Below are 14,299 nucleotides of genomic sequence, written 5' to 3' on the forward strand. Positions count from 1 at the left end.
TTTCTTTATTTATTGCGAAACTCTTTTAAACGTTTATATATGCTAGCGATTTTTTTCTCTTCTCCTGCAATGACCGGTTCATAAAATTCTATATGCGCTATTTTATCAGGCAAGTATTGCTGATCAACCCATCCTCCGAAAGAACCGATTGGCGTATCATGAGGATATAAATAACCAACATGTCCCAATTGTTCAGCTCCGCTATAATGAGCGTCCCGTAAATGAAGAGGAATATCCCCGGCATTGCCTTCGTGAATAGCCCTTGAGGCGGCATCAATTGCTTTGTATGCAGAATTTGACTTAGAAGACAAGCACATCTCAATGACAGCATTCGCTAATGGAATTCTTGCTTCAGGCATGCCTAATCGGATTGCTGCGTCTGTCGCAGCCAAAACATGAGGGCCGACTTCTGGTGCAGCAAGACCTATATCTTCATACGCCATGACTAAAAGCCTTCTTGTAACCGCGATTAGATCGCCAGTTTCCAAAAGGTTTGCCAAATAGTAAATTGCCGCATTGACATCGCTTCCACGAACTGATTTTTGAAGCGCAGACAGTAAATTATAGTGATGGGATCCTTTTTTATCTCCAACAAGACCAATTCTGCCGATTAAATTATCGATGAGCCAATCTTCCACCTGTATTTTCCCATCTTCTTCGTCACTAGCTGATATTAATGACTCTAATAAGGTGAGAGCTTTCCTGGCATCTCCGTTCACTCCTTCAGAAATACGTTCAACCTGTTCATCGGTCATTTCAATGGTGAGCTTCCCGAGTCCGCGGTCTTCATCCTGTAATGCTCGATGAATTAAAGCGTTAATATCTTCGGTTTCTAACCGCTTTAGCTGCAGTATTTCTCCGCATCTAGAACGGATAGCTGGATTGACATCGTGAAATGGATTTTCAGTAGTAGCACCAATTAAAACAATTGCTCCACTTTCAACATGAGGAAGCAATGTATCTTGCTGTAATTTATTGAAACGGTGTATCTCATCTAAAAACAAAAGCACTTTTCCTGAAATCCGTGCCTCAGAAACGACTTGCTCGACGTCTTTTTTTCCTGATACGGTGGCGTTCAATGCGATGAATGGAAGGCGGCTCGTCCCGGCAATTGCGTACGCAAGAGAGGTTTTTCCGATTCCGGGATCCCCATACAATAACATAGACGGTACGTGTCCATTTTTGATCATCTGGTATAGCGCCGTTTCTTTGCCGATAATATGCTGTTGTCCAGCAATTTCATCAATCGTTTTTGGACGCATCCGAAACGCCAATGGCTCATTGTTCAACAAAATCACTCCTCCGTACATCCGTTCTTCCATTATACACAAGTGTCAGGTTCAAGTCATTTGGAGGAAGTGATTAATATGTTATGATATAATACCTTGAAGGAATTTAGGAAAAGGACGTTGGTTGAACGATGAGAATTTCTACGAAGGGCCGCTATGGGTTAACGGTTGTTGTTGAATTAGGTAGAAAATATGGGGAAGGGCCATTGCCCTTACGTAAAATTGCGGAAGAGCAAAATCTTTCCGAAGCTTATTTAGAGCAATTAATCCCGCCGTTAAGAAATAGCGGCATCGTTAAAAGTGTTCGAGGGGCATATGGCGGCTATAAATTGGCAAAAGCGCCTACTGAAATAACCGCAGGAGATGTCATCCGCTTATTGGAAGGGCCGATTCAAATTGTCGAAGGTATAGATGACACAGATGTTCCACAGCAAGAGTTATGGAATCGAATTGGAGAGGCGATCAGGGGCGTACTTGATACGACAACGATAGAAGATTTAGTTGCTTCGGACAGTAAACCCGAGCAAGACGGCTATATGTTTTATATATAAAAGCGTGTTTTGGAATTTCCTTATTTTATAAAGGAGTACTATCAATGGAAACTATTTATCTTGATCATGCTGCTACAACTCCGATGCATCCGGAAGTGAGCGCAGTATATATGCAAATGATGGAAACTGTATTCGGAAATCCTTCAAGCATCCATAGTGTTGGGCGTCATTCGCGTAAAATGGTCGATGATGCACGTAAAGTCATTGCTGAAGCAATCCATGCAGAACCTACCGAAATGATCTTCACTTCTGGCGGAACGGAAGCGGACAATATTGCGGTTTTTGGTACAGCTATGTCAATGTCGGATAAAGGAAAACATATTATTACGACTGCAATTGAGCATCATGCAGTTTTGAATGCGTGCAAGGAATTAGAGCGTAAAGGTTATGAGGTTACTTATTTGCCGGTGGATGAAAATGGATTAATTCGAGTGGAGCAAGTGCGTGAAGCATTAACGGACCAAACAATTCTTGTTACGATAATGTACGGGAATAATGAAGTCGGTGTAATTCAACCGATTCAGGAAATTGGTGAATTGCTGAAAGACCATCAAGCCGTTTTTCATACCGATGCCGTGCAAGCTTTTGGCATTGAAGAGTTGGATGTAACGAAACTAAAAGTAGATTTACTCAGTGCATCTGCACATAAATTGAATGGTCCGAAGGGCATTGGATTCCTATTTCAGCGAAAAGGTTTGCAAACGAGCCCAATCTTTTTTGGCGGCCAACAAGAGCGTAAGCGTAGGGCGGGTACTGAAAACGTTCCTGCTATCGTCGCATTTGCGGAAACCGTAAAAATTGCTCAGCGCCAAATGGTTGAAAATCGCGAGAAATATAAGCGATATGCGGACATAATGACCACTGTTTTTGACGATAACGGCATTGAGTACGAAGTGAATGCAAATGGAGCACGAAAGCTTCCGCATGTCCTAAATATTAGCTTTCCTAATACAGATATTGAGTCATTGCTCGTCAATTTAGATATGGCGGGTATAAACGCTTCAAGCGGTTCTGCTTGTACAGCAGGTTCATTGGATCCTTCACATGTGTTATCTGCCATGTTCGGGAACAGTTCGCCAAAGCTAAGAAATTCAGTTCGCTTCAGTTTTGGTCTTGGACTGGATGAGAAAGACATTCGGGAAGCAGCTCTAAGAATTGTGGAAATCGTAAAACGGCTTAATAGTTGAAAAAATAAAGGATGGATTGAAATGAGAACAATTAAACCGCCTGCAGATACAAGAGTTGTCATCGGAATGTCTGGAGGCGTCGATTCGTCGGTCGCTGCTTTGCTCTTAAAAGAACAAGGCTATGAAGTGATCGGCATCTTCATGAAAAACTGGGACGATACAGACGAATTTGGCGTTTGCACAGCAACTGAAGATTATGAAGACGTCATTAGCGTCTGCAATGAAATTGGCATACCTTATTATGCTGTTAATTTTGAAAAACAGTATTGGGATAAGGTTTTCACTTACTTTCTTGACGAATACAAGGCAGGAAGGACGCCTAATCCGGATGTCATGTGCAATAAGGAAATCAAATTCAAAGCATTCCTTGATCATGCGATGAGCCTTGGTGCGGATTATTTAGCGACTGGTCACTATGCGAGAATTGTTGAAACAGAAGATGGTGTCGCTATGCTGAGGGGTGAAGATGCTAATAAGGATCAGACGTATTTCCTCAATCAATTGACACAGGACCAATTGCAAAAAGTAATGTTTCCAATCGGCGATATTGACAAAAAGAAAGTCCGGGAAATTGCTGAAAAAGCAGGATTAACAACGGCGAAAAAGAAAGATTCAACGGGCATTTGCTTTATTGGTGAAAGGAACTTTAAAGAATTTTTAGGCCAATACCTTCCCGCTCAGCCAGGCAAGATGAAAACGATGGCAGGTGAAACGGTCGGCAAGCATGACGGATTAATGTATTACACAATTGGACAGCGCCACGGCTTAGGAATTGGCGGTGCAGGTGAACCTTGGTTCGTTATCGGCAAAGATTTATCTTCAAATACATTATTAGTCGGACAAGGTTTTCATAATGATGCACTCTATTCTGATAGCTTGACAGCAACCGATATCAGTTTTGCGACAGCCCGAAAAATGCCGTCAACTTTTAAATGCACGGCTAAATTCCGTTATCGTCAGCCAGATACAGAAGTGACAGTTGAACTGCAAGAAGGTAATCGAGCAATTGTTCATTTTGCACAACCGGTTCGAGCGATTACGCCAGGACAAGCAGTTGTTTTCTATGATGGAGATGAATGCTTAGGAGGCGGAACAATCGACACGGTTATAAAAAATGGTAAGCAACTTGATTATGTAGGATGAGAGGTTTACAACATGGAACAAAATGAAATTGGCATTAAGGCGTTACAAGAAGGAGCGTACGAAAAAGCGATTGAAGCTTTCATGAAAGCGGCGGAAGAAGAACCGGATAATCCTGTCGGTTATATTAATTTAGGAAACGTATTTGCTTCTGCTGGAGACGTTGAAAGAGCAGAACGTTTTTTTCAAAAAGCGATTTCTTTAGATGAAAATGCCGGTTCTGCATTATACGGATTAGGCAATCTTTATTACACGAGCGAGCGCTATGGGGAAGCTGCTAAGCTATATGAAAAAGCTGTACGTGCTGGGTTAGATGAGGCGGATGCTTATTTCATGCTAGCGAAAAGCTTAAAGCGTGCTGATCAACAAAAGCTTTCCCTTCCATATTTTCAGCGTGCAGCAGAATTATCTCCAGAAGATCTTGAAATTCGTTTAGCATACGGCATCGCCCTTGCCGAATTGGAACTATTCGAGTTAGCTGGTGAAGAGCTGCGCTTTGTCATCAGCAAAGATGCCGAAAATGCAGATGCACATTATAACTTAGGTGTACTATATGCGGTCTCTACGGATCGCAAGGAAGATGCATTGCATCATTTAGAAAGAGCTTTTACAGTCGAGCCAGAACATACACAGGCGCGCTATATTTATGACATGATTCAAATGGGTAGCGAGCAATAAAGAAAGTAATGAAAAGGTGATGGATATGGAAGAGAGAAACGAAACGACTACAAAAGAAGAAATTTTTTTAGTAGGAAGACCTGTCGTAACGATCTTCCATAATCCTGACAACCTATTTTCCATCGTAAAGACGAAAATATTGAAGACGAATTGTGGCTATACAGAAAAAGAAATTGTCATTAAAGGAAATTTTCCTGCTCTTAATCAAGAAGAAGAGTACCGTTTCACTGGTAAATTGGTGAATCACGCTACATATGGCCAACAGTTTGATGTGCACACCTTCAATAAAGAAATGCCCGAAACCGAAACTGGCATCATTCATTATTTGTCAGGTGATTTATTTCCGGGTATCGGAAGGAAAACAGCAGAAACGATCGTACAGACGTTAGGCAAGGATGCAATTAAGCAAATTCTTGAAAACGATAATGTGTTGGATCGAGTTCCCCGTCTTTCCGATGAACGGAAAGAAACGCTTATTACAGTGCTACGAGAGAACTTAGGGTTGGAACGGACGATGGTGCAGCTAACTGATTGGGGCTTCGGACCGCAACTGTCGATGAAAATTTACCAGACGTATCGAGAAGACGCCATTGAGCTGTTGAATGAAAATCCATTCAGGCTCATTGAAGAGGTCGAAGGAATTGGCTTTCAACGTGCAGATGAATTGGGCAAGCAATTGGGGATTACGGGGAAGCATCCTGATAGGGTGAAAGCTGCCATATTGCACACAATGAATACAGCCGTCCAATCAGCAGGCCACGTTTATATGGAAGCAGATCATGTCCTTCCGGAAGTGAAGCGGCTTTTGGAGTCGAGCCAGCGGGAAGAAATACCGTTTGATGCCATTTCTGCCGGTGTTATTGAATGTGTAGAAGAAGGCAAACTTTGCGCTGAAGGGAAAAGACTCTATATTCCATCTCTCTATTTTTCGGAAATCGGAATTGCTACAAAAATCGACCGTATTTTACAAAATGATTTTGCGGACCAATTTCCAGCTGCAGAAATTCGCAAGGCGATCGGAGAGGTTGAAGAGCGGTTAGGTGTTAGCTATGCGGAAACACAAGTGCAGGCCATTGAACAAGCATTGCATTCACCCGCAATGATTTTAACAGGAGGTCCCGGTACAGGGAAAACTACTGTGATCCGAGGCTTTGTTGAGGTTTATGCAGAATTGCATGGCTTATCTTTGGAGCCGAAAGAGTATGCAAAAAAACAGGAACCTTTTCCAATCGTCTTAGCTGCCCCAACTGGCCGTGCAGCTAAGAGGATGTCGGAATCGACAGGATTGCCCGCGATGACAATTCATAGATTATTAGGATTCACCGGCCAAGAAAAAGAAGACGCCGAGGGCAAAGAAGTAGAAGGCCGCTTAGTTATCATCGATGAAATGTCGATGGTTGATACGTGGCTCGCCCATCAGTTATTGAAGGCACTTCCGAATGATACGCAAGTTTTGTTTGTAGGCGACCAAGATCAACTCCCTCCAGTAGGACCGGGGCAAGTATTAAAAGATCTATTGGATTCAAAAAAAGTTCCGACGATTGAATTGACAGAAATCTATCGTCAAAGTGAAGGTTCCACCATTATCGAAATGGCCCATATGATCAAACAAAATCGACATATAGATAATTTAACGCAAAAGACGGGTGACCGTTCCTTCATAAAAGCGAATAGCAATCAAATATTGCAAGTCGTTGAGCAAGTGATGAAAAATGCATTATCCAAAGGCCATCATATAAGAAATGTTCAAGTGTTAGCGCCGATGTATAAAGGTCCTGCAGGCATCGATGGACTTAATAAAATGATTCAACAGCTTGTCAATCCTCCTGGGCCAGACCGGAAAGAAGTTGTTTTTGGAGATGCCGTTTATCGAATTGGCGATAAAGTACTACAACTCGTCAATCAGCCTGAAAGCAATGTATTTAACGGAGACATGGGAGAAGTCATTGCGATTATAAAAGCGAAAGAGACAGTCGATAAAAAGGAACTATTAGTCGTGTCGTATGATGGCATCGAGGTGACATATGAGCGGAATGATTTAAATCAAATTACACTTGCATATTGCTGTTCGATTCATAAATCCCAAGGAAGTGAATTTCCGATCGTCATTATGCCGATCGTGCGTGGCTACCGTAAAATGCTCCGCAAAAATCTTCTTTATACAGGCATTACGAGAGCGAAAGACTTTTTGATCCTTTGTGGTGAACCTGAGGAATTTAGCTATGGCGTTTCAAGAACTGACGAGACGAAAAGACAAACAACTTTAAAAGAACGTTTAAGCGACGGATTCGCCGAATCAATGGAGGACGAAACGGTTCTTGAAAAAGAGGAATCTGTATCTGCACAAAAAATAGAGGAACCAGCAGTTGCAAATTTTGCTGAAGCTGAAAAATGTACCCTTAGCAAACAAACAATTTTCGGAATTGATCCTATGATCGGCATGGGAAATGTAACGCCTTACGATTTTTTGGAGGGAATGGATTGACAGAAGGAGCGTCTTTCCCTATAATCCAAAGTATCATATTGATCACGTTGATGGAGAAAGTAAGCTGATTGCCACGAACAGAGAGGAGCTCCTTGGCTGTAAGAGTTCCCTTGGCATCTGTCCGAAAGCTACTCCAGAGTGCAACTAATCCTTGCCGTTCGCCGCGTTAAGGCTTCCGAGATACCGGTCTACAAACCGGTAAATTAGGGTGGTACCGCGAGAATAGATCTTCGTCCCTTCATAGGGATGAAGATTTTTTTTATTTTCGTTCATCGTGAAATCATAAGGAGGGCATATTCATGAAAAAGTTGACAGCAACACAAATTCGGCAAATGTTTTTGGATTATTTCAAAGCGCATGGACATAGCGAAGAGCCATCCGCGCCTTTAGTTCCAATTGATGATCCATCCTTATTATGGATCAACAGCGGAGTAGCAACGCTAAAAAAATATTTTGACGGACGTGTTATCCCGGAGAATCCGAGAATCGTAAACGCTCAAAAATCAATCCGTACGAATGATATCGAAAATGTAGGGAAAACAGCAAGGCATCATACTTTCTTCGAAATGTTAGGTAATTTTTCAATCGGAGATTACTTTAAGGAAGAAGCGATTATTCGTGCTTGGGAGTTTTTGACGAGCGAACAATGGATTGGATTCGAACCAGAACTTTTGTCTGTTACGGTTCATCCAGAGGACGAGGAAGCATACGCTATTTGGAGAGATAAAATTGGAATTCCTGAAGAGCGCATTATCCGGCTCGAAGGAAACTTCTGGGATATCGGAGAAGGTCCAAGCGGCCCGAACTCAGAAATCTTTTACGATAGAGGCCCATCGTATGGTGATGACTTCTCTGATCCAGAACTATATCCTGGTGGGGAAAATGAAAGGTATTTAGAAATTTGGAACTTGGTATTTTCTGAGTTTAACCATAACCCGGATCATTCGTATACGCCGCTTCCAAAGAAAAATATTGATACGGGCATGGGGCTTGAACGGATGGCATCCGTCATTCAAAATGTGCCGACAAACTTTGATACGGATTTATTCATGCCAATTATGCATGCAATCGAGAAAGTATCCGGTGAAACTTATGGTAAAGATGACGAAAAAGATACTGCTTTCAAAGTCATAGCAGACCATATTCGGACAGTCGCTTTTGCAATTGGGGATGGGGCATTGCCGTCCAATGAAGGACGTGGATATGTCCTTCGAAGATTGTTGCGTCGCGCGGTCCGTTTTGCTAAGCAATTAGGTATCGAGCGCCCATTCATGTACGAATTGGTTCCAGTCGTTGGAGAAATTATGAAAGATTTTTATCCACAAGTGGAAGACAAGCAGGACTTTATAAGGAAAGTCGTAAAAAATGAAGAAGAACGTTTCCACGAAACATTGAATGAAGGCTTGGCGATTTTAAACGGTGTCATTAAAAAGGCGAAAGAAGAAGGTTCTTCAATTGTAGCTGGAACAGATGCATTCCGCCTTTATGATACGTATGGTTTTCCATTCGAATTGACTGAGGAGTTTGCTGAAGAGGCTGGTGTAACAGTAGATCGTGAAGGCTTTGAAGCAGAAATGCAACATCAGCGTGATCGCGCTCGTGCGGCTCGCCAAGACGTTGACTCAATGCATGTGCAATCGGAAGTGTTAGGAAATCTGCATGAGAAAAGTGAGTTTATCGGCTATGATGCATTGTCCTGCAATGCAAAAATTGTAACATTGTTGCATAACGGCGAGGTAGTGGACCATGCTTCAGAGGGGGATGAAATTCAATTCATTCTTGATCGAACACCATTTTACGCGGAGAGCGGAGGCCAAATTGCAGATAAGGGAACACTTGTCAATGATTTATTCATCGTAGACGTAAAAGACGTGCAAAAAGCGCCGAATGGACAGCATTTGCATACAGCAACCGTTCGTTCCGGTGATGTTACTGTCGGTGCAGAAGCGTATGCTGAAGTGAATAAAGAAGATCGCAAATTGATCCTCAAAAACCATACTGCAACGCATCTTCTTCATAAAGCTTTGAAAGAAGTGTTAGGCGAGCACGTAAATCAGGCAGGTTCATATGTCGGTCCGGACCGTTTGCGTTTCGACTTCTCCCACTTCGGACAAGTGAGCAAAGAAGAGCTGGAGCAAATTGAACGCATTGTCAATGAAAAGATTTGGGAAGAGATTCCGGTGAAAATTGAGCAAAAGCCGATCAATGAGGCAAAAGAGATGGGTGCAATGGCGCTGTTTGGTGAAAAATATGGCGATGTCGTACGTGTCGTATCAGTAGGTGACTATTCACTTGAACTTTGCGGAGGGTGCCATGTTTCCAACACAGCGAATATCGGCGTTTTCAAAATCGAATCTGAAAGCGGAATCGGAGCAGGCACGCGAAGAATTGAAGCATTTACAGGCAAGCAGGCTTATCGATCGTTTAAAGAGGAAGAAAGCTTGCTTATAAACGCAGCTGTATTGCTAAAGTCCAATCCGAAAGAAATCGTTAATAAGGTGAGCTCGGCACTTTCAGATATGAAAGAACTGCAACGGGAAAACGAATCGCTATCCGCTAAATTGGGGAATAGTCAATTGACAGATATTATTGAAAGTGCAAGCAAAATTGACGGCATGACTGTCATTTCTGCTCGAGTAGATGTGAAGGATAATAATGCTCTTCGACAAATGATTGATGAATTAAAGCAGAAATTGACAAAAGGAATTATTGTATTAGGAACTGCATCAGATGGAAAAGTACTATTGGCTTCTGGAGTAACGGAAGACTTGAAAGGCGGGAACTTCCATGCAGGTAAAATCGTCAATCATGTAGCGTCTCTTTGCGGAGGAAAGGGCGGAGGGCGCCCTGATATGGCGATGGCCGGAGCGAAAGATGCTTCTAAACTTGATGAAGCACTTCAATCCGTGTATGATTATGTCAAATCCGTTTAAGAGGAATGATATGTCGGGTATAGGCAAGTAGGAAAGGTATCCGATTTGCGACGGATGATTGGAAAGCGGGGTGTCGGCTATGGATTCATACGACAAGACGATGAAGTTCAACTTTCCTGAAGAATCGATGGAGCAGGAAGTGACACAAGTCATGCTTCATGTTCATAAGGCATTGGAAGACAAAGGTTACAATCCCATCAACCAGATTGTCGGCTATCTTTTATCGGGCGACCCAGCTTATATCCCACGCCATTATGAAGCCAGAAACCTAATTCGTAAACTGGAGAGGGACGAAATATTGGAGGAACTTGTAAAGTTCTATATCCGTGAAAACGGAGGTTCCGGTAAGTGAGGGTAATGGGATTGGACGTTGGCTCCAAAACGGTCGGGATCGCAATCAGCGATGCCCTTGGATGGACAGCCCAAGGCATCGAAACGGTGAAAATCGATGAGAGCGCCGGCCAATTTGGCATGCCAAGAATTCAAGAATTGGTTGCAGAGTATGAAATAACTTCATTCGTCGTCGGCTATCCAAAAAACATGAATAATTCAGTAGGACCGCGTGGAGAAGCTTCCGAGAAGTATGCGGAACTATTAAAAGAAACATTCGGATATCCTGTTGTCCTTTGGGATGAAAGGCTTACGACCATGGCTGCGGAGCGTATGCTGATTGAGGCGGATGTCAGCCGAAAAAAAAGAAAGTCAGTGATCGATAAGATGGCTGCGGTCATGATACTTCAAGGGTATCTTGATTCAAAAAATAGATGAGGTGATAACATGGAACACGGACAGGAAACAATGACAGTAGTTGACGAGCACGGTGAAGAGCATGTTTGTGAAGTGATTTTTACATTTGATTCGGAGGACTTCGGTAAATCTTACGTTCTATATCATATTTTAGGCGAGGATGAAGTGGGAGACGATGAAGAAATTGAAATCCATGCATCTGCATTCATTCCATCTGAAGACAATGAAGACGGCGAATTGCTACCGATCGAAACAGATGAAGAATGGGATATGATTGAAGAAATGCTAAATACGTTTTTAGCTGAAGAGGACGAAGACGAGGAATAATCCATATGTGCACGGACGGAATGGTGCAGGCCATTCCGTTTTTTTCTGTACAACAGCACTGCAAAGAGGATTTCATTCCTTGAATTGAGGTGAAAGATCGATGGGGAAAGACTCAAAGAAAGATGTTATGTTCGAAAAAATGATTGAACAGAAAAAAGAAGTGAAGATTGTCAGACGGATTGTATTTGCTATTGCACTCGTCGTTTTGATAATCGGTCTTGTTGGCAGCCGGGCTGTTTATAAATACATAACAGAATCGCTGCAGCCGGTAGATCCGGACTCCGAAGAAACGATTGAAGTTGAAATCCCAATAGGCTCTGGATTATCTTCGATTGCAGAAACGTTGGAGGATGAAGGGATTATTCGTAACGCGAAAATATTTAAATACTATGCAAAGTTCAACAATGAGTCGCAGTTTCAGGCAGGTACTTACGCATTATCAAAATCAATGACGCTTGATGAACTTATTCAAAGCTTGAAAACAGGAAAAGTTTACCGCGAACCTGTTTTCACAATCGCAATCCCCGAAGGCTTGACTTTAAAACAAATAGCAAAAATTGTAGAGAAGAAAACGAGCATTACTGAACAGGCATTCATGAGCTATGTAGAAGATGAAAAAACGATCGATGATTTAATGGGGAAATATCCGAACATTTTAACAGATGAAATCCGGAATGAAAATATTAAATATCCTTTAGAAGGTTACTTATTTCCGGCAACCTATCCATTTTACGAAGAGAATCCATCAGTTGAGACGGTAGTTGAAACGATGTTAGATGCAACTGCGGCCAATTTGACGCCTTACTTGACGTATCTTCAAGAACAGGAAAAATCTGTCCATTGGCTACTGACATTCGCCTCTTTACTTGAGAGAGAAGCGACAGCGAAGACAGATCGTGAAACGATCGCAAGTGTCTTTTACAATAGGTTAGATATCGATATGCCGCTTCAAACTGACCCAACAGTGCTCTATGCTTTAGGGGAGCATAAAGATAGAGTGCTCTATTCGGATTTGGAAGTTCAAGACCCTTATAATACGTATGTTGTGAAGGGATTGCCGCCAGGACCGATTTCCAACGCAGGAAAGTCATCGATCGATGCGGTCGTTGAACCGTCAGATACGGATTATTTATATTTCTTAGCTGATAAGGAAGGGAATAACCACTTCACCAACTCGTATGAAGAACATTTGAAAAATCAGGCGAAATACTTATCTGGCGATTGATGCTGTGAATGGAAGTGAACTTAATGAATGAATATGAAGCATATCTTTTATCTTTTGAGCAAGAGGAGAATCCTTTATTTACGGAGATAGAGCGCTTTGCAGAAGAGAACAAAATTCCGATAATGGAAAAGAACGGAATTAACACGTTTATTAGTCTTTTACGGATACAGCAGCCGACCTCTATACTTGAAATTGGAAGCGCAATAGGATATTCTGCTATACGGATGGTTTCCGCTCTGAAAGATGCTTCAGTTGTCACAATCGAAAGAGATTCGGAACGGTATGAATCTGCTTTGGAATATATACAACGAAGCGGTTTAGAGAATAGGATTCAGTTGATTCATGCAGATGCTTTGGAATTGAATGATGAAGAATTTGCTCATCGTAAATTTGATGCGTTGTTCATTGATGCTGCAAAGGGGCAATATAAACGATTTTTTGAAAAGTATGCCCCATTCGTTCAACATAATGGCATCATATATTGCGACAATATGTTTATGCACGGTGCTGTTCTTTTAAGCGATGAGGAAGTGCCAAAGCGCAATCGTACGATGATCCGGAAGCTAAAAGAATTTACAGAATGGATCATGCACCATCCAGATTTTGATGCATCAATGCTTCCGATTGGAGATGGCATTTTAATCGCGAAAAAGAAGTAAGAAGGTTGGAGTCATATGATTAATTGTTTTGCATACGACAACTATTGGTTCGAGTTGCCTTCAGGATGACGTTCATATAGACTTCTTTTCTTAATTTTTTTCAAGATTTATGGCATCCCCGGAGCAAAAATTAATTCAGCCGGGGTTGTACCCTTACTGGATCATAGTTATTCATACCCCCACTTGCAGAAATGGGGGAATTCTGCTGAATTCAGTTTAAGGGAGGAAAAGAAATGGAAATGAGAAAACCTCTTGTCATAGGTATTGCCGGAGGTTCTGGCTCGGGAAAAACGAGCGTAACAAATCGAATTTATGATGAGTTTAAAGAACACTCAGTAGTTGTTATAGAACAAGATTACTATTATAAAGATCAATCTCATTTAGAGTTTGAGGAAAGATTGTTAACGAATTACGATCACCCTCTTGCTTTCGATACAGATTTGCTCATTGACCATATTGACAGACTGTTGAATAGAAAGCCGATCGAAAAGCCAGTGTATGATTATGCACGCCATACTCGTTCGAACGAAATCGTTGTAATTGAGCCAAAAGATGTTATTATTCTTGAAGGGATCTTAGTGCTGGAAGATGAACGGTTACGCAATTTGATGGACATTAAACTGTTTGTCGATACTGATGCTGACCTTCGCATTATCCGGCGAATCCTCCGCGATATTAACGAACGGGGAAGAAGTGTTGAATCTGTCATCGAGCAATACTTGACGGTTGTTCGGCCGATGCATAATCAATTCATTGAACCGACAAAACGATATGCAGATATAATTATTCCAGAAGGCGGTCAAAATGAAGTGGCGATCGACTTGATGGTGACGAAAATAAAAACAATTCTTGAATATGGAACGAAATTGTAATATGATAAAGTCAGAATTTAATATCAACGCCTTAGATTTGATTGCGTCCTGATTTTCGGGTAAGGTCCGAAAAAAATCTATCGAAAATCCGAGACACCCGCTGGAGGCTCTATCTTAGTTCAGCAGGAATTTGAACGCTATATGAACATAAATTCCATCGAAAAGAGGTTCGAGTCTTCTGCTGAAAAAAGATAAATAAGACTATG

Annotated in this window: 13 protein-coding genes; 12 read left to right on the forward strand and 1 reads right to left on the reverse strand. The window is 41.9% G+C overall.

Features of this window, described 5'->3' with window-relative positions:
* Positions 1–5 precede the first annotated feature (5 nt).
* Positions 6–1,289: a replication-associated recombination protein A gene (locus tag ACFQ38_RS18090; protein ID WP_381482678.1), complete on the reverse strand. Its 1,284-nt coding sequence runs from the start codon at positions 1,287–1,289 to the stop codon at positions 6–8.
* A 131-nt stretch (positions 1,290–1,420) separates the two neighbouring features.
* On the opposite strand from ACFQ38_RS18090, the gene cymR reads away from it, so the two are divergent.
* From cymR to udk, 12 genes are all read left to right on the forward strand, one after another.
* Entirely contained in the window at positions 1,421–1,840 is a 420-nt protein-coding gene (cymR, locus tag ACFQ38_RS18095) for a cysteine metabolism transcriptional regulator CymR (protein ID WP_336824375.1), read from the forward strand.
* Between the two features lie 44 nt (positions 1,841–1,884).
* Entirely contained in the window at positions 1,885–3,027 is a 1,143-nt protein-coding gene (locus ACFQ38_RS18100) for a cysteine desulfurase family protein (protein WP_381482681.1), read from the forward strand.
* Between the two features lie 21 nt (positions 3,028–3,048).
* Positions 3,049–4,170 (forward strand): tRNA 2-thiouridine(34) synthase MnmA, encoded by a 1,122-nt coding sequence (mnmA, locus tag ACFQ38_RS18105; protein ID WP_381482683.1) that lies wholly within the window; start codon positions 3,049–3,051, stop codon positions 4,168–4,170.
* Between the two features lie 12 nt (positions 4,171–4,182).
* On the forward strand, positions 4,183–4,845 hold the full coding sequence (locus ACFQ38_RS18110) for a tetratricopeptide repeat protein (RefSeq protein WP_336824378.1): 663 nt from the start codon (positions 4,183–4,185) through the stop codon (positions 4,843–4,845).
* Positions 4,846–4,870: 25 nt separating this feature from the next.
* Positions 4,871–7,330 (forward strand): SF1B family DNA helicase RecD2, encoded by a 2,460-nt coding sequence (recD2, locus tag ACFQ38_RS18115; protein ID WP_381482685.1) that lies wholly within the window; start codon positions 4,871–4,873, stop codon positions 7,328–7,330.
* 299 nt (positions 7,331–7,629) lie between these two features.
* The gene (gene alaS / locus ACFQ38_RS18120; RefSeq protein ID WP_336824380.1) at positions 7,630–10,263 is read left to right on the forward strand and encodes an alanine--tRNA ligase; all 2,634 of its coding nucleotides are present in this window, start codon (positions 7,630–7,632) and stop codon (positions 10,261–10,263) included.
* A 79-nt stretch (positions 10,264–10,342) separates the two neighbouring features.
* A complete protein-coding gene (locus ACFQ38_RS18125) occupies positions 10,343–10,615 on the forward strand; it encodes an IreB family regulatory phosphoprotein (RefSeq protein WP_336824381.1) in 273 nt (90 codons plus the stop codon).
* Positions 10,612–11,031: a Holliday junction resolvase RuvX gene (gene ruvX / locus ACFQ38_RS18130; RefSeq protein WP_336824382.1), complete on the forward strand. Its 420-nt coding sequence runs from the start codon at positions 10,612–10,614 to the stop codon at positions 11,029–11,031. Before ACFQ38_RS18125 ends, ruvX begins: the two co-directional genes overlap by 4 nt.
* A 9-nt stretch (positions 11,032–11,040) precedes the next feature.
* Positions 11,041–11,337 (forward strand): DUF1292 domain-containing protein, encoded by a 297-nt coding sequence (locus tag ACFQ38_RS18135; RefSeq protein WP_336824383.1) that lies wholly within the window; start codon positions 11,041–11,043, stop codon positions 11,335–11,337.
* 100 nt (positions 11,338–11,437) lie between these two features.
* Positions 11,438–12,562, forward strand: a complete 1,125-nt coding sequence (mltG, locus tag ACFQ38_RS18140; RefSeq protein WP_381482690.1) for an endolytic transglycosylase MltG — start codon at positions 11,438–11,440, stop codon at positions 12,560–12,562.
* 23 nt (positions 12,563–12,585) lie between these two features.
* Positions 12,586–13,221, forward strand: coding sequence for an O-methyltransferase (locus tag ACFQ38_RS18145; RefSeq protein WP_336824385.1), 636 nt, complete (start codon positions 12,586–12,588; stop codon positions 13,219–13,221).
* Positions 13,222–13,454: 233 nt separating this feature from the next.
* On the forward strand, positions 13,455–14,093 hold the full coding sequence (gene udk, locus ACFQ38_RS18150; RefSeq protein WP_336824386.1) for a uridine kinase: 639 nt from the start codon (positions 13,455–13,457) through the stop codon (positions 14,091–14,093).
* The last annotated feature ends 206 nt before the right edge of the window (positions 14,094–14,299 follow it).

Origin of the sequence: Sporosarcina contaminans (assembly GCF_042679045.1) — a bacterium.
GTDB classification, from domain to species: Bacteria; Bacillota; Bacilli; order Bacillales_A; family Planococcaceae; genus Sporosarcina; species Sporosarcina contaminans.